The organism is Exiguobacterium sp. EA-TM-5 (assembly GCF_053878415.1).
Map to the genome: position 1 here is coordinate 942,331 of NZ_CM132670.1, position 17,322 is coordinate 959,652.

Consider the following 17,322-nt stretch of genomic DNA (forward strand, 5'->3'; position numbering starts at 1 on the left):
TGAAAATTGAACTGTTACTCAGTATCCATTTCTATTATAGAAGTGATTGCAAAGGGATACCATAGATTTACTTGATTTCATATCAATGTTTCATCGCCCGCCGTATTTGATTCAGAAAGGGGTACACCCATGACACTCATCTTAAAAGAAACGCGACGTAACATGACTTCTTGCGCTTGGTGTCTCAATGCTGCTACCGTCTCAGTCGCCCCCTTGGCTCATCGGGAAATGGATCAAACCATTGCTAAGTCTAAGAAAGATAGAAACAAGACTGCTTGAATCATTCAAAGGACTTCATTCGTATGTGGGATGAAGTCCTTTTTGCATGATTTTCATCAGAAAGGAGCAATCACATGATAGGAATTACGATCGTATCAGAACAGGATGGTTGGTTACAACGCTCACGTCCCTCTTCAGCGATGAGACACTTTTGTGAAACCCATCGTTTTTCTTTAGATGTTTTTAATTACGACATGCATACGTTCGAGGATTTACTGGATTATATGGATTTTCAAGAATATGAACATTATCTCTTTATTCTACAAGGTGAAGGAGAACGTACATTACGACTGGTTGCTTATTTGCAGCAGCAGATGCTTCATGTTCAGTTTCATTTAATTCGAGCGGAAGGTGGTATCGTATTTGGACAACCCGATTTTCTAAATGGTTTAGAACTACCTCTCATATTTGAGGATGAAAAGTTAGTGCTTCCCATCGTTCAAAACGAGTTATTGTCTTTGATGACGGGCGTTCATCGATATGCTTCACTATTCCAACCACAACCGCTGCGGCATGTCTATATCGAAGATAGCTCATTGTTGAATCGTATTCCGGCATCTTTTTTCACATCGATGACAGTGAATAGTATCGTGTATTTCGATCATCCGATGCGTCACGATCTACCAATCATTGAATTAATGAGTCGGACGCCAATCCTTCTTGCTTTCGTTGATACCCTGTTCCCTCCGCTTGAAACACGACTGGATGTGTTATCTCGGGCAGAACTCGCTCATCAATTAAAGCGCTGGAAGGATACCGGATGGATCCACAACGAACGATTCGCCGGTATATTGGATTATGCGACACAAGTTGGATCGAACAGTTCACACCGTCTTTTTTTCTTTGAAGATGGTATCTATGCGGATCGTCAGAAAACGGATCGGTTGAGTTCGGACATTTCTCTAATGGTTGAGAAAAGAGCAGGACAGTTTGAAGCATTGGCCACACCAAAGGAACTCGAGTTATTTCCGTTACTCTATCAACTCGCAGGATCATTTTCAGGTGAAAGTCGATTCGTTACACCCTATTCAGATTTAGAATTACCACGAACGATTGGACGTATCGGTCCACTCACGTTGATTGGTATTCAAAATGAAGAGGGGTATTTCGCTTTCGATTTAACATCGATGCAACTATTCGAGACGAACGAAGCATTTTTGTGGATTCTTGAAGCTGATCAAAAAGAACAATTTGACGTGTTACCAGAACGACTTGGAGCAGACTATGCAGAAGCGATTCGATACTATAAGGAGTTGATGTATCATGAGTGACGTATTATTTGGTCCATTTTTAAGAAAAGGAAGCTATTCTCGTGTTGAAGTACTCGATCACGTTTATGCAGATGAACGTTTTGGACAACTGTATCAAGAAGCGAAGCAAATCACAGAAATTGATGAGTTGACGTTTTATCGACGTTATCTACAAAAAGAAGAGACGGTTCTGTTTTACGGCACCTTCGATCCAAAACTCTTTAATCTGTTATCCGACGAGGGGTACGATTTATATTTGATCGAGTCAGAAATGATTCGGACACATCAAATCGATACACCGTACCGTCATAAAGTATATGGCTGGAGCCATGATGTGACAGACGTCGTAGGTCCTGAATTCTTTGATCGGATCGTTCTTCCTGGTACGACCATCATGCATTACAACCGTGGGGAACTGCTATTATTCTTTCGGAACATACGTCAACTTTTAGGTGTACATGGAAGACTTCTCGTTTCGTTGCACGATATTCCTTATCTAAGAGAATCAGAGCAGTCCATTTCGACTCGACGGATTCATGATACTTTAATGTTCTTTGGTCATCATGTAGATAGCGAACGACTCTTATTTAATGCGTATTTAAAATCAGGTAGCGAAGAAAAAGTAAGCTATGCGATCGATTACTTATACAAACCTGAAACCTTGTTTGAATTCGCGAAACTCTCTCGTTATGAAGGGCAATCAATATATGAAGGAAAAACAATCGTCGTTCTTGAATTCAATAAACAATAAGCTTTTGATAGAATAGAAGGAGAGTAATTTTAAAATATATCTCCTAGTTTAGTTTGAATGGGTCTAAAGACAGGGTATTGAGATACAGAAGTTTTGTATTACGATTCAAAGTACATCATGAGAAAGAGGAGCCGGACCATCATGGAAAATCAGAACGAAACTACCTTTCAAAAAAGCTGTCTATCGTTCATTGAGACTTTGTTTCCAGACGAATCCTTTCACTTCTTAGAAGAATCGAGAGCAATGGATGCTTTCGGACATCACGGTATTCAATTGTTTTTTTCTTCAGAACTTCGAACGCTAAAATTCAGTCTTCTCAAACAGACACATCAACGATACGATCGCGTGTTTGTTTCGGAGAAAACCGAACAAAACACTTTTTTTCGAAGGCTGTTGGAGGCAACATATGAAGAAAATCAATTGTACATCGATCATGTCGTAAAAACCGATTAATCCAAAGAAAAGGCATGGGAGCGATTACGCCCCATGCCTTTTCTCTTTTTAAGCTTCAATCGATGCTGATCCACGTTTTAACGCATGGTCAATCGAAGTCGCCATCTCTTCTCGAACTGTAGTTGAGATCAGTCTACCATCGAAATAAATTTCTTTAGATAAACTCAAGTGAACGAGTAAATCCTCTAATACGAGCTTTAAATCAAGAGGTTTCGTCGGTTCGAGCGCCTGTTGTATGAATTCATTCAGAGATGGGTGCTGAACATGCTTTGGATCAATCAAATCAATGATCGTCGTATTTAAAGCAAGTGCTAAGCGTTCGAGGGATTGGGGAGTCGGCATCCGTTGTCCGCGTTCATATGCGGAAATCGTCGTCGCAGTTTCACCGCATTTTTCGGCTAGATACTTTTGGGTGTACTTATGCTGTTTTCGTAGTTGCATGATTTTTTTTCCAAGTGCGCGATTCATAGCGCTTCACTCCTATTCCTCAGGTCATCGTGTATAGTACTAATTAACCACTTATGGTATAGAAGAAACCTTTTGATTGTAAAAAAGCGTTTGAATAAGGAAATAAAGAAAGATTGAAATTCCAAAAGTGGATTATTCAAGGTGGTATTATTCTTTTGGATACCACATGTTATTCTAAGGTGTATGTGAAAAAAGGAGTGTCTTCATGAAAAAAATTACATGGTCCGGCTACGTTGTCATCGCCGTTCTATTGGTTCTCTTTATCTCAAGTTCGATGCCATACCAGGCACAATCCATCAAGCCAGGGTTATCTCGATATATCCCGTTAGGATTTGTCGATCATTTGCGTTTCATCTCCTTCTCGTATCACGGAGAAGTCAGTGTTGATGCACTCGGACGAAGTGGCTTCATTGAATTTTTCATCCGAAAAGCCGCGCATGTCTCGACGTTTCTCGTGTTAGGTGTGGCATTGATTGATTTGACACGTCGCCGCCTGACAACAGGACTTGCTGTTTTATTCGCTTATTCGTTAGCAATCATGGTGGCTGTCTTTGATGAGTTTCATCAGATTTTGACGGGAGATCGGACGGGACTCATCCAAGATGTCTTACTCGATGGAACCGGGGCATTGATTGGAATCGGATGTTATCTACTCGTCTATAGGAAAAAAGTACGACGCCAAGCAGGAAGTCTTTCCTTCCGGCACGAAAAGAGAAGGCATCACTTTTAACGAAGGAGACTGCCTTATGAAGACTTCCCATTTGTTGATGACGAGCGTCGGGCGCCGGACGAAACTGGTCGAGTATTTCGTCCGTGAGATGCCAAACGGTCATGTCAGTACCGCGGATTGTAGTCCACTCGCACCGGGTCTCTATATGACTGAACGCCATCATCTCGTACCACGCATCGATGCACCGGACTATATCGAGCATTTACTTGAACTGTGCCAGCGGGAACAAGTGACAGCGTTATTGTCATTGATTGATCCTGAACTCGAGTTACTTGCAGCGGCAACAGAACGGTTTGAAGCAATCGGTGTCACCGTACTCGTCTCACCGATGGACGCGTGTCATCTCTGTTTTGATAAGTACGCGATGTATACGTACTGTGTTACGGAAGGTATCGCGCATGCGCGGACATATGTGACGCTCGAAGCGTTTCGAAGTGCACTTACGCTAGGGGAAGTCCAGTTTCCGGTCTTCGTAAAACCACGTAACGGGAGTGCTAGTCTTCATGTCCAGGTCGTCTCTTCACTTGAAGTCGTCGAAGGATTGTTTGCCGTCCATTCGGATTTATTGATTCAAGAATACTTAAGAGGGCAAGAGCTTGGGGTGGATGTCTATGTCGACTGGCTAACGCATGAAGTCACTGATATCTTCATCAAGGAGAAACTCGTCATGCGCGCTGGAGAAACCGACAAGAGTCGCTCCATCAAACGCGACGACGTCTTTGAACTGATCGAGCACGTTTTAGAAGGAACAGGTCTCGTCGGTCCGCTTGATTTTGATCTCTTCGATGTCGACGGAACGCTGTATTTATCAGAAATCAATCCGCGATTCGGTGGTGGATATCCACATGCTTACGAATGTGGCGTCAACTTTCCGAAAGCGATCCGAAACAATTTGCAAGGGCAACGTAATCCCCGACGCATCGGTGCATATACGGAAGACATCTATTTATTGAAGCACGACACGTTGACGCTCTTACCGGCATCTCTGCTTAAGCAAATCAAAAAACCGTAGGCATACGAAAAAAGAGTGATCCGGTGTGATGCCGGATCACTCTTTTTAGGTGGAAGGGGATGATCAGGAAAGAGAGACGCGTGCACGCTTGAGACACTGCACGGCAGAGGTCCAGCTACCGAAGAGAGCGTTAATCGTTGAAGTGCTCGGAACCGAGCGATCTTCTGCCCATTTTCGGTAATGAATAATGCTGAGGGAAGGTAATTCTTCTTGTGCCTGTCGTAGTGCTTCAAGGACATCTTCTTCGACCCATTTTCGGCGAGGAGGTGCGATGTCGAGGCAAGCAAGAGCATCTGCCCATGAACCGTATTTACGGGCAATCGTCGCGACTGTCGGATGTCCGTTTTCTTGTGCCCAAATCGCATACGTCTGTGTCGTCAGGCGTGGAAGGACATCTGAAGCTTCGAGCAGTGCCGTGATAATGCGTTCTTCTGTCATCGAGATAGAACGTGTCATTTCAATGTGTGCTTCTTCGAGTGCACGTGACCAAGAACCGAAGCGTAAGTTGATCAGTGTCAAGGAGGGTCCATGTTTCGCCTTTGCCCACTCCCGGTAGCTGTTGCTATGGAAAGGGTGGAGACGCGTTGATGCTTCCTTGATGAAAGCAAGGATTTCCTCATCAGAGAAATAAGGACGGATTGATGAGAGACCAGCGGCTTGGAGTGCTTCACGCCAAGAGCCAAATACATTAATGATCGTCGTGATCGATGGAATGTCTTTTCCAATCGACCAGCGCGCATACGTCTTTGCGTCGAGAGCGGGATATTCGATACTAGCTTCGATTAGGCTATCGATGACTTGTTGTTCTGTCCATTTCTTCATGATGTCATACCCCTTTCGTGTAGGTGCTCTAGGTGTGGGTACTGTCGTGAGGTGGAAGTCGACGAAGCGACGTATAAGCGAGAAGGCTAAGCCAAATAAAATAAAATCCGCTCGGTCGGACGAGAACGCTTTCCGTGAATTGGAGCAACCCGAGCCAGCCGGTAAGCAACAGCGCGAGGAAAGCGAAATCCGTCATTTGAATACGAAAGAATCGGTAAAACAGATAAAGAAAAACCGCGATGTATAGCAGACAACCGATGAGTCCGAATTCGTAGAGATAGGTGATCGGTGTACTGTGGAACGTATAGAGAACTTGTTCGTTTAGCTGTTCTTGTAGTCCGCGTGGTGCACTCCCGATGCCGTGACCGAACCAGAGTGCATCTGCGGAAGCCCGCCAACCTGCTTCCCATAGCGTAAATCGTCCATTGAGACTCAGCAAACGGGGAAGCAGACCTTGAAACGAAAAGACAATGAGGAGAATCAGGCTTCCCGTCACATAACAGGCCGTTACTTGCAACCGACGTCTCGTTCCCGGAACCATTCGAATACTCGTCAAAAGGGCGAGGAGAATAAAAGAATAGATCCCGGTCTGCGAACCACTTTTGAGTAAAGCAATGATGATCAGAAGTAGAAAGACGGCGTGCAGAAGGCTGTGCCGACGAGGAAACTGTTTGAGCAGATAAAACCAAGCAAATAGTCCTCCTGGAACGAGCCAAGCTGCAAACGTATTCGGATTGTTCATCAGTCCAGCGAGACGAAGGAATGAGCCTTGTTCCCCTACGTACAACTGAGGAAACGACAAAGGACCGATTCGAAGCCATTGCAGGTTTTCGACCGGGACATACTCTGATCCAAATGAGACGATGAGGGCGTAGGAAGCAAGAAAGACGGCTTGCCCGTAAAGGAAATAACATAGAAGACGATGCCATTGGTTAATCGATGTACGCGAGAGCGAAGAGACGATGCCAACGAAAAGCCAAGTCGAGATGAGGTAAAGCGAAGCAAGAATACGATCCGTATTCGCGTTGAAAAAGAAAAATACGATATGAAAAGTCAGATAAATCAGAAAAATTAGTACGATTTGATGCCCAGCCGCCCGATTGACGCGATAGAACGGTTGTAAGATGAACCAACAGACGCTAAATAGAATGGTGTAAACGGGAAGCAACCAAAAGGACCACTGTTTCGGCAACACTTCGTCCGTGAAGGATAAGGGACGAATCCAAGCATCGAGCATGATCCAAACGACTAGGATGGATAAGGCAAACGATGTGGGTATATTGGCTGATTTTAACATGATTTCTAAAGTCTATCCACCCTTCATATAGGACTTATTACCGATTTAAGAACTTTTTAATCATCAAATTTGTATTTACCCTTATCTTTCAAAATATCATGCAGATAAATGAAACAATATTAAGAAAAACGTGATCATTTTTTCGTGAATCGCGTTTTTTTCGTGACATGATTTCATGCTGTGAACTAGCGTCACGCAAGCGAGATAGCTACCGAAAAAAATATAATCATTTCCACCAAGCTCTAATTGTTTTGGGAGTCGATTGGAAATAAGGTGTAGACATAACCAATGTCCATCCATTCGGTCAAGCCAGAAAGAGGTGAACAACAGTGAGCTCGATGCATCAAAGAAAAACTTTCGGAGATCATCTGACGACACTCCGACGCGGCTGGTGGCTACTCGCACTCTTCATGATTCTCTTCGCAGGTGCCGGATATGCTCTCAGCACGTATGTCATTCCGAAGACATACGAGGCGACGGCTTACATCCTCGTCGTTCCTCAAGAGAATACAGAGGCGACATCGACGCCGACACTCGTCAGTACCTATCAAGATATTCTACGAAGCCCAGAGGTCGTTGATCAGGTTGCTCAAAAAATGAACGTTACCGATAAGCGACTATTCGATTTGACGGATCGTCTAACGGTTTCAAGCAATCTAGATTCGCAAGTTATCGCCTTATCCGTCACGGATCGTTCGGCGGAGCAGGCAGCCATCCAGGCGAACACGATGACGGAAGTCTTCCAGGACTATCTACCACAACTAATCAACACGAGTAAGACGGAAGTGTTCTCGAGTGCACGGATCCCAACGAACCCCGTATCTCCGAACATTTTAATGAATACAGGTATCGGTGGTGTTCTTGGTCTGATGCTCGGACTTCTGATCGTCTATTCTCGATCGTTAAGCAAAAAGGAAGTGACACGTGAAGCGACAGACAGTTATCCGAAAGCCATTCCCCGCACCCATTCATGAGAGAGGAGAGGAGACACCGTCATGCAGCATTCCCCGCTCACCCCGTATCGTCGGCAGTTGAAGATCGGACTCCTTCGCCTGATCGACGCCGGAATCATCGCACTTGCGACCGTAGTGACGTTCTATTTCTTTAATCCACTCCATCTCACTGTCAACTTCGAGTTGCAGGATGCACTCGAAATCGCCCTCATCCAGTGGGTCGCCCTTACGTTCGTCGCACATTGGATGCGCTTCTATCAAATCATCTGGCGCTACGCAAGTCTACGTGATCTTGCCGTCTTACTCGTCGTCGTTCTTGCTAGTAGCTTCGTCTTACTCGGTCTCGAATACGCGTTGTTCGACTTTGCCGTCGAACGGGCGATCTTCTTACAGACAGGACTTGTCCTAAACGGTCTCTTATTCGTCCGCCTGTTGATTCGTGGACGTAGTTTAAGACTCGTTCCGGACCATAAGACGCTCGGAAAACGAACACTGATCATCGGTGCCGGTGCTTCCGGTCAGATGATCACAAAAGAGCTGAAGCAAAAGAAGTCGCATATCTTAAACGTCGTCGGACTCCTCGACGATTCGCTCGAACTACGCGGAATGCGGATTCATGGTGTTCCTGTCATCGGCGCGATCGATCAACTCGAATGCATCATCGAAGAGCAGAAGATCGAAGCGGTCGTCCTAGCGATTCCATCTTTACCGTATCCACAACGGGTTGAATTGCTGAACCGGATTAAGCAGACCCAAGTCGAAGCGCACACGTTACCAATGCTTGTCGAACTGGCATCTGGAAAAGTCTCCATCAAACAAATCCGTGAAGTTTCAATCGCTGACTTACTTGGTCGCGAACCCGTCGAGCTCGATATTACGGAAATCGAACGAAGTGTCCACGGGGCGACCGTCCTCGTCACCGGTGCTGGTGGTTCGATTGGTTCAGAGATTTGCCGACAGTTGATTCGTTTTCGTCCCGAACGGCTTGTTCTTCTCGGACACGGCGAAAATAGCATTTATCTGATTCGTCGAGAACTCGAGTGTCTCAGCCGGGACATCCAGTTCGAATCCGTCATCGCTGATGTGCAAGATAGTGACCGGATGCTTGAGGTCATGCGACGCTTCGAACCGGATCTCGTCTATCATGCAGCAGCCCATAAGCACGTGCCGTTGATGGAAGATAACCCGAGCGAAGCTGTCAAGAACAACATCTACGGCACACGCAACGTCGCTCGAGCAGCAGAAGCAGCTGGTGTCAAACGATTCGTCATGATCTCGACCGATAAGGCCGTCAATCCGACGAGTGTGATGGGGGCGACAAAACGAATCGCTGAGATGGTTATCCAGCAGATGGCTCGTAACAGCGAGACGACGTTCGCCGTCGTCCGGTTCGGGAACGTCCTCGGTAGCCGTGGTTCCGTCATCCCGCTCTTTAAAGAACAAATCGCGAAAGGCGGACCGATTACGATCACGGATCCCCGGATGACACGCTATTTCATGACGATCCCAGAAGCGAGCCGGCTCGTCATTCAAGCGAGTGTTCTCGCAAAAGGTGGCGAAGTGTTCGTGCTCGATATGGGCGAACCGGTCCACATCACGACACTGGCGAAGAACTTGATTCACTTGAGTGGCTTCACAGAAGAGCAAATCCCAATCGTCTATAGCGGTATTCGAAAAGGCGAAAAACTGTACGAGGAACTGCTCGCTCAAGATGAGGTCCATGACGAACTTGTCTTTGATAAAATCCTCGTCGGGAAGACACGCCCCTTCGGATCCGTCGACCCGTACTTGCGTGAGATTGCCCAAGCGCTTGGGCAGGATGAGGTCCTTCGCCAGTATTTGTTAGGAATTACGAATGAGACCGACGTCGACCCAGTCGCACCGACGATGCGGATCGCTCGTGAATAGAGAGGAGGGAGAACGATGAAAACGGCCCGACTGTCCCGCTTCAATCTCATCTTCATTGCTGATACAGCGTATTCGCTACATCAATGGATGATTTTGACGCTCTTGATCAAATGGAGTACACCGCTCAACATCGGTTACTTCAACTACGCCCTTGCCATCACCGCACCGATCGTCATGTTCTGTTGGCTGAACGCCAGTACGATCCTGACGGCAGAACGGGCTGGACTGACGAACTTCTGGCTCTTCATCAAGACCCGTTTTTCGCTTCTCTCAGCAGGCGTATTCGTGTTACTCGTTATCTATTATTTCTTCGGTGAGGCGGACATCTTACTCCTAACGTTACTCGTGTATCTCAATAAATATATGGAATCGTTCGCGGACCTCGCATACGGCTTCTTGCAAGGACACACCGCCTTCAAGGAAGTTGCTGTCTCGAAGATCTTTCGTAGTCTCTTGAATGTCTCGGGTGCAGCACTCGTCCTCTTTACGACCCATTCCATTCACGGATTCGTGCTCGCCTTGATTGCTGGGAACTTGATCATGCTACTCGTATACGACTTACCGACGATTCGCCGTGTGGGTCGTGGCTTTGACAATCAAGCGCTCGACTTACGATACCGGTCAGGCAAGGAATTATTCCTCAAAGCGATGCCACTCGGATTCGTTGCTCTCTTGATTGCCTTGAACGCGAACATTCCGCGATTGTTCGTCGGGCACGCAATCGGAACAGAAGAGCTCGGGTACTACGCTAGTATCGCCTATCTACTCGTACTCGGTAGTCTATTCATCCACTCCTTGATTGCCGTCTTGCTACCGAACTTCTCGTCTGAGACTGGTGAACGACAAAGTTTGCCAGAGTTGCGCAAGCTGACCCGATCGATGTTACTCATGACGAATATCGTCGGTATCTTGTTGATTATCGGAGCCATTTTCTTCGGAAAGTGGGGCTTGACGATTTTCTACAACGCGTCGTTCGTTCAATACCATCTGATTTTCGTCTTGATGATGGTTGCCTCACTCTTTTTCTACAATTCGACCGTCATCCAAGCACTCCTGACCGGTTTCCAACAGTTTCGGATCCAGACGATCTCAATCTTCGGTAGTGTCGTCGTCAATCTGATCGCTTGTAGCTTATTGATTCCGCTGTACGGTCTATACGGAGCAACGATTGCGTACACACTTTGCGCCGTCACTCAGATCGTTCTACTTTTACCAGCACTGTATCGGTCCTTATATCCACGGGACGTCGCTCTCGTCGTCGAACAAAGCAGCTAAGGAGGGAAGAAGATGCGACCAATCCTACTACTCATCGTGCTCGAAGCGCTCGTTTGTCAATTCGCCCGGTCGCTCTTCCCGGACACGTACGTGACCGCCTTACTGCTCCTGAACTCAGTCCTGTTTCTCTACTACCTACTTCGCCAGTCAAAGACAACACCACTCTTTCTCATCTTCATCACCGCCTTCTTCGTCCGACTGGTCTTGATGTTCATCGATCTCGAGTTGTTTCGCTTACCGCCACACAGTGGTGACGATACTGAGGCTTTTCATCTCGAAGGTGTCCAAATCTTCACCGATCCGTCGACCTTCAATGATGTCGTCCGTGGCACCTATTCCAAGTTTCTTGGGATCTTCTACCTGATGTTCGGTCCAGAACGGATACTCGCTCAGTTCTTCAACGTCATCCTCGGCGTCGTCGCCGTCGTCATCCTAGCGAAGACACTTCAACGGTTACGCTTACCAGAACGATACGTGTTCGGAGCGACACTAGTTTTCGCGTTCTTCCCACAAGGATTGTTACTCTCACCGATTCTCTTACGCGACCAAATCGTTGCACTCGGTATCGTCTATACGCTCTACTACATGGTGCGCTGGACGGAAGAGAAATCCGGATCGTATATGATTCTCGCGTATCTCGGCTACTTCGTCAGTACGATGTTCCACTCCGGTCTTGCCGTCGGAATCATCGTCTTACTCGTCTACTTCTCGTTTTACAGTCATGAGACACGACGAATGGATTTTGAACCGACCAAGGTGCAGCGACTAATCTTCCAAGTGCTCATCGTCGGCTTCATCGTCTATAGCTTCCAAGACGTCTTGTTCGCGAAGTTCACCCACGTTTCAGAAAACGGACAGTTGTTCAGCGGGATGAGTTACGATCGTGGCGGCTCGGCTTATCTAAACGGATTGACGGTAACGGGTCCAGCGGACATGATTCTCTACGCACCGATCCGAACGATTTACTTCTTATTCTCACCGTTCCCGTGGCAATGGTCGAGTGTCATGAACATCCTGATTTTCTTCCTTGACGCGATCTTCTACTTCATCGCCTGTTTTGCAATCGTCCGGTCGTTCAAATTGATCCGTCAGCACCCGTTCGGCAGCGTCCTCTTCTTCTTTTTCCTTCTCTTTGCTCTCAACGCCGTCATCTTCGGTCTTGGAACCGGCAACGTCGGAACGGCCATTCGACACCGGTATAAGTTGTTCCCGATGATACTCATCGTCTACACATCCGTCCACTACATGCGCTTACAAGCGCGCCATTACTTCGAGGAGGTCGAACACCGTGCCGAATAAAACAATCTTAATCACTGGTATCGCTGGTTTCATTGGATTTCACGCCGCACGTCGTTTCATCCGAGAGGGTTACCGAGTCATCGGACTCGATGAAGTGAATGACTATTATGACCCGACGTTAAAGGAAGCACGGCTCGCTGAACTAGGAACGAACTATACATTCTACCGGGTCTCACTCGAAGAAACAGCAGCAGTCGCGCAGATCTTCGAACAAGAATCGATTGATCTCGTTCTCCATCTCGCAGCACAAGCAGGGGTGCGTTACAGCATCGATCGACCGGATGTCTACATGACATCAAACATCGTCGGTTTTCTCTCGATTCTTGAAGCCTGTCGCCATCACCCAGTCGAACAACTGATCTACGCTTCTTCAAGTTCCGTTTACGGATCGAATACGAAAATGCCGTTCGCGACGACGGACGCCGTCGATCATCCACTCAGCCTGTACGCCGCCTCAAAGAAAGCGAACGAATTGATGGCACACACTTATAGCAGCCTCTACGGGATCAAGACGACGGGCCTTCGCTTCTTCAGTGTCTACGGTCCATGGGGACGCCCGGATATGGCACTGTTTAAGTTCACGGAAGCGATCGCAAAAGGCGAACCGATTGATCTTTATAACTACGGCGAGATGGGACGGGACTTCACTTACGTCGACGACATCATCGAAAGCATTTACCGTCTCTTCCAGACCGAACCGGAAGTCGACGCAACGTTCGACGCTTCAAAGCCCTTACCGGATCGAAGTAACGTCCCGTACCGTGTCTACAACATCGGTAGCCACAGTCCGATTCGACTCAATGAATTCGTTGCCTTGATCGAACAGCGACTTGGGAAGACAGCAATTAAAAACGGGATGCCGCTTCAACCAGGCGACGTTCCGGAAAGCTTCGCTGATGTCACTTCCTTGTTTGAGACGATCGGCTATCGACCACAGACGACGGTCGAAGCGGGGGTCAATGCATTTATCGATTGGTATGAGAGTCATTACTTGCTGAAGGAGGAAATTCAAGATGGCGCTTAAAGAGGAATTCTACTATCGCTCTCCAATCTTCATCCAAAATTGGCTGACCTCCTTATACGGTCGGAAGTTAATGCAAGAACGATACGGCCCTCTCTATGAACAGAAGATGAAGGAGCTTCGGAAGAAGGACCGGACGCAAGATTATAAAGAGGAGCAACTTGATCGTTTGAATGCCTTCCTCATTTTCGTTGCAACGCATACGCCATATTACGCGCAACTCTTTCACGAACATGATATTCAATTACCGTTCACGTCACTGGAGCAGCTAAAGACGATTCCAATCCTTGAAAAAGAAACACTTCGTCAAAACAATGATGCCTTCATGTCCCGCGTCGATGCGCCGGTTCGAGGGAGAACGGGTGGAACGAGCGGGAAGTCACTTCAAGTTGCCTTCATGCGTGATGATGTCCAGGAACGAATGGCGCATCTCGATTACTTCAAAGAACGTCATGGATTCCACGCTGGGATGCGCCGGGCGAGCTTTACTGGACGGACGCTGACCGCCGTCGATCAAAAGAAACCGATCTTCTGGCGGATGAATCGACCACTCAATCAGTTGTTACTATCGATTTTTCATATGAAAGAAGAGAACTTCCCGGCATATCTCGAAGAACTGAATCGTTTTCAACCGAGAGCGCTCGACGGAACACCGACAGCGATGGTCGAAATCGCTCGTTACATGTTGAAGCATCACATCCAGCTGGATATCCCGCTGATCGCTATCTTCCCGACATCAGAAACGGTAACAGAAGAGATGCGCTCGATTCTTGAGGAAGCATTCGGTGTCCCAGTCTTCGATCAATACGGTTCTTCGGAAGGTGCACCAATCATCTCGGAATGTAGTCATCGAAAATTACATCTCCACCATGAGACAGGCATCATCGAACCGTATGGAGAGGACGGAGAAGTCGTCGTCACCTGCTTTACGACACGCGGGACACCGCTGATTCGTTACCGGATCGGTGATCGGATGACACTCAGTGACGAGACATGTAGCTGTGGATTGAACGGACCAGTCATCGCTTCAATCGATGGACGGGGAACGAGTTACATCGTCAGCGAGAAGCGTGGCAAAGTCTTCGAAGGGGATATCACGACGATTGCTCGGGAACTTCCGAACTCCGTCTTGCGTCTCCAAGTCGAGCAGCATGCACTCAATCACGTAACACTCCGGTATATTCCAGATGCGAAACGCTTCCATCCAAAACACGAGCAGATTCTCTTAAACGAGATGCGCAAGTTGCTTGGGTCTGATATGAAAATCGTTCTGGAGCCAGTCGAACAAGTCAAACAAGAACCGAACGGAAAAACGTTGATCGTCAAACAGTCGATGAAATAGGAGGAACCCACCATGAACAAGGCAGTCAAACACATCGTAGATACGACAGCAGCCCAAACCGGTGCACTTCCCATTGCCAACCGTTCGATTGCCGTCGTCGGACTCGGATACGTCGGTCTTCCTGTCGCCGTCGCCTTTGGCGAAAAAACAGACGTCGTCGGCTTTGACATCAAGGAACAACGCGTTCAAGAACTACAAGAAGGGATCGACGCGACGCTTGAACTCAGTCCGTTCACACTGAAGAACGCAACCGTCGACTATGTCTCTGATCCAGCAGCGCTCCAAGCGAGCGACTTCATCATCATCGCCGTCCCGACACCGATCAATGCCCAGAATCAACCAGACTTAACGCCACTCTTACGGGCTTCACATCTCGTTGGTCGTCAACTCAATAAAGGCGACATCGTCGTCTATGAGTCGACAGTCTACCCAGGGGCGACAGAGGAAGATTGTATTCCGGTTCTTGAAGAAGCATCTGGATTACGTGCTGGCGTTGACTTCTTCGTCGGGTACTCACCAGAGCGCATCAACCCGGGTGACCATGAGCACACGTTTAAGACGATCAAAAAAATCGTCTCTGCCCAGGATGATCAGACTCTCGACATCGTTGCTGAAGTCTACGAAGCGGTCGTTGAAGCTGGTGTCCACCGGGCCTCGTCGATCAAGGTCGCGGAAGCGGCGAAAATCATCGAAAACACACAACGTGATCTTAACATCGCCTTGATGAACGAACTAGCAATCATCTTCGACCGGATGGACATCGATACACTCGAAGTCCTCGAAGCTGCCGGCACGAAGTGGAACTTCCTCCCGTTCCGTCCGGGTCTCGTCGGTGGGCATTGTATCGGCGTCGATCCATTCTATCTCACGATGAAAGCGGAGTCGCTCGGATACCACCCGGAAGTCATCCTCGCGGGTCGTCGGATCAACGATACGATGGGGCGCTTCATCGCAACAGCACTCGTTAAGAACTTGATTAAACAAAACATGCCGGTCCTCGGCGCTCGTGTCACGATCCTCGGTCTATCGTTCAAGGAAAATGTTAGCGATATCCGTAACTCGAAAGTCGCGAATCTCGTTCGCGAAATCGAAGAGTTCGGGATCGATGTCCAAGTGACGGATCGACTCGTCGAAAAGAGCGAAGCGAAACGCGAATACGGGATCGACTTACTCGAGATGAGCGAACTTAAACCAGCCGACGTCGTCATCTTCGCCGTCTCGCACGAAGAATACGTCGAGGGTGGCTGGAACCTTGCACAACACTTACTCAAAGTCGGACGCGGTATCGTCGTCGACATCAAAGGGATGTTACCACGAGCAGAACAGCCTGAGGGGGTCCACGTATGGCGCCTCTAAAAATTCTTCAAGTCTGTGCCCTTGATACGACGGCAGAGACGATGTTGCAGCCGCTCTTACTGGCTTTACAGAATGCTGGACACGACGTCGGCATCGCTTGTGCTGATACGGGAGCCTCAATCAAACTCGCAGCCAAAGGATTCCGAATGCACGACATCCCGATTGAGCGACGGATCGACTGGACGAGTAACTGGCGGACGATCCGAGAAATCACGCGCATCCTCAAAGAGGACGGATACGATGCCGTTCATGTTCACACACCAGTCGCTGCTGCCCTTGGACGGGTCGCAGCGAAGCGAGCAGGAACGAAGCACATCGTCTATACAGCACACGGCTTTTACTTCCACGAGAAGATGGGGCGGGTGACGTATCAACTGACGTATTCCGTCGAGAAGTGGCTGGCACGTTTCGCAACCGATTATTTACTCCTCCAAAGTGAAGAAGATTATCAGCTCGCTCAGCGGAAACGCTTCAAAGCGAATACCCGCTTGATGCACCTTGGAAATGGGATCGACTTAACGCGCTTTTATCCACGGCCGCGCGAAGCAGGCGCACCGTTTACCTTCTTATTCATTGGTCGGATTGTCGAAGAAAAGGGGATTCTCGAACTCCTCGAGGCGTTTGAAGATGTTGTCTACCGTCACCCGGAAGCGCGACTCGTCATCGCGGGTGAGATGATGGCAAGCGAACGGGATCAGACGACAAAACATCTCTTTTTACGGCGGATTCGCGAGATCCCGAACGTCGACTATCTTGGATTCGTCGAAGACGTACCGAACTTGTTCCAACAAGTCGATGCTTTCGTCTTACCGTCGCATCGCGAAGGGGTACCACGTTCGATCATCGAAGCAATGGCGAGTGCAAAACCCGTCATTGCAACAAACATCCGGGGCTGCCGCGAAGAGGTCGTTGAGGGGAAGACGGGTTACCTCGTCGAAGTCCGCGACATCGCGAAACTTGCCAAACGGATGAATACACTTGTCGAACAACCTGACCGTGCCAACGATATGGGACGGAACGGATTTGACCGTGCTATGAAACATTTCAACGAAGCCGACGTCATCAAACGACAACTTGATCTCTTTTCAGCTATGTAAAAGGAGGAC

General features: G+C 48.0%; 15 protein-coding genes. 12 read left to right on the forward strand and 3 right to left on the reverse strand.

Annotated elements, in window-relative coordinates; all coding sequences use genetic code 11:
• Nucleotides 1-353 precede the first annotated feature (353 nt).
• Together ACV3PA_RS04945 and ACV3PA_RS04950 are read left to right on the forward strand one after the other, a co-directional pair.
• Complete coding sequence (locus tag ACV3PA_RS04945) at nt 354-1,550, forward strand: hypothetical protein (RefSeq protein ID WP_456125767.1); 1,197 nt, start codon at nt 354-356, stop codon at nt 1,548-1,550.
• Nucleotides 1,543-2,280: a class I SAM-dependent methyltransferase gene (locus tag ACV3PA_RS04950; protein WP_053454326.1), complete on the forward strand. Its 738-nt coding sequence runs from the start codon at nt 1,543-1,545 to the stop codon at nt 2,278-2,280. The genes ACV3PA_RS04945 and ACV3PA_RS04950 overlap by 8 nt, the downstream gene beginning before the upstream one ends.
• A 501-nt stretch (nt 2,281-2,781) precedes the next feature.
• Here the strand turns inward: ACV3PA_RS04950 and ACV3PA_RS04955 are convergent.
• Complete coding sequence (locus tag ACV3PA_RS04955; protein WP_053454324.1) at nt 2,782-3,201, reverse strand: helix-turn-helix domain-containing protein; 420 nt, start codon at nt 3,199-3,201, stop codon at nt 2,782-2,784.
• A gap of 205 nt (nt 3,202-3,406) precedes the next feature.
• Between ACV3PA_RS04955 and ACV3PA_RS04960 the strand changes: the two genes are divergently transcribed.
• Together ACV3PA_RS04960 and ACV3PA_RS04965 are read left to right on the forward strand one after the other, a co-directional pair.
• A complete protein-coding gene (locus tag ACV3PA_RS04960; RefSeq protein ID WP_053454323.1) occupies nt 3,407-3,931 on the forward strand; it encodes a VanZ family protein in 525 nt (174 codons plus the stop codon).
• A 16-nt stretch (nt 3,932-3,947) separates the two neighbouring features.
• On the forward strand, nt 3,948-4,943 hold the full coding sequence (locus tag ACV3PA_RS04965) for an ATP-grasp domain-containing protein (protein ID WP_053454322.1): 996 nt from the start codon (nt 3,948-3,950) through the stop codon (nt 4,941-4,943).
• Nucleotides 4,944-5,006: 63 nt separating this feature from the next.
• On the opposite strand, the gene ACV3PA_RS04970 is transcribed toward ACV3PA_RS04965, so the two are convergent.
• Together ACV3PA_RS04970 and ACV3PA_RS04975 are read right to left on the reverse strand one after the other, a co-directional pair.
• A complete protein-coding gene (locus ACV3PA_RS04970; protein ID WP_053454321.1) occupies nt 5,007-5,765 on the reverse strand; it encodes a homing endonuclease associated repeat-containing protein in 759 nt (252 codons plus the stop codon).
• Between the two features lie 28 nt (nt 5,766-5,793).
• Nucleotides 5,794-7,062 (reverse strand): O-antigen ligase family protein, encoded by a 1,269-nt coding sequence (locus ACV3PA_RS04975; protein WP_456125768.1) that lies wholly within the window; start codon nt 7,060-7,062, stop codon nt 5,794-5,796.
• Nucleotides 7,063-7,400: 338 nt separating this feature from the next.
• Between ACV3PA_RS04975 and ACV3PA_RS04980 the strand changes: the two genes are divergently transcribed.
• The 8 genes from ACV3PA_RS04980 to ACV3PA_RS05015 are packed head-to-tail and all read left to right on the forward strand — an operon-like array spanning nt 7,401 to nt 17,313.
• Nucleotides 7,401-8,036, forward strand: coding sequence for a YveK family protein (locus tag ACV3PA_RS04980; protein ID WP_235504913.1), 636 nt, complete (start codon nt 7,401-7,403; stop codon nt 8,034-8,036).
• Nucleotides 8,037-8,057: 21 nt separating this feature from the next.
• The gene (locus ACV3PA_RS04985) at nt 8,058-9,923 is read left to right on the forward strand and encodes a polysaccharide biosynthesis protein (RefSeq protein WP_456125769.1); all 1,866 of its coding nucleotides are present in this window, start codon (nt 8,058-8,060) and stop codon (nt 9,921-9,923) included.
• Between the two features lie 15 nt (nt 9,924-9,938).
• On the forward strand, nt 9,939-11,198 hold the full coding sequence (locus ACV3PA_RS04990; RefSeq protein ID WP_053454317.1) for an oligosaccharide flippase family protein: 1,260 nt from the start codon (nt 9,939-9,941) through the stop codon (nt 11,196-11,198).
• A gap of 12 nt (nt 11,199-11,210) precedes the next feature.
• Nucleotides 11,211-12,497, forward strand: a complete 1,287-nt coding sequence (locus tag ACV3PA_RS04995) for a glycosyltransferase family 39 protein (RefSeq protein ID WP_053454316.1) — start codon at nt 11,211-11,213, stop codon at nt 12,495-12,497.
• Entirely contained in the window at nt 12,487-13,521 is a 1,035-nt protein-coding gene (locus ACV3PA_RS05000; RefSeq protein WP_053454315.1) for an NAD-dependent epimerase, read from the forward strand. The genes ACV3PA_RS04995 and ACV3PA_RS05000 overlap by 11 nt, the downstream gene beginning before the upstream one ends.
• Entirely contained in the window at nt 13,511-14,860 is a 1,350-nt protein-coding gene (locus ACV3PA_RS05005) for a phenylacetate--CoA ligase family protein (protein WP_053454314.1), read from the forward strand. Before ACV3PA_RS05000 ends, ACV3PA_RS05005 begins: the two co-directional genes overlap by 11 nt.
• A gap of 12 nt (nt 14,861-14,872) precedes the next feature.
• Nucleotides 14,873-16,216: a nucleotide sugar dehydrogenase gene (locus ACV3PA_RS05010; RefSeq protein WP_053454313.1), complete on the forward strand. Its 1,344-nt coding sequence runs from the start codon at nt 14,873-14,875 to the stop codon at nt 16,214-16,216.
• Nucleotides 16,204-17,313, forward strand: a complete 1,110-nt coding sequence (locus tag ACV3PA_RS05015) for a glycosyltransferase family 4 protein (protein WP_456125770.1) — start codon at nt 16,204-16,206, stop codon at nt 17,311-17,313. The genes ACV3PA_RS05010 and ACV3PA_RS05015 overlap by 13 nt, the downstream gene beginning before the upstream one ends.
• The last annotated feature ends 9 nt before the right edge of the window (nt 17,314-17,322 follow it).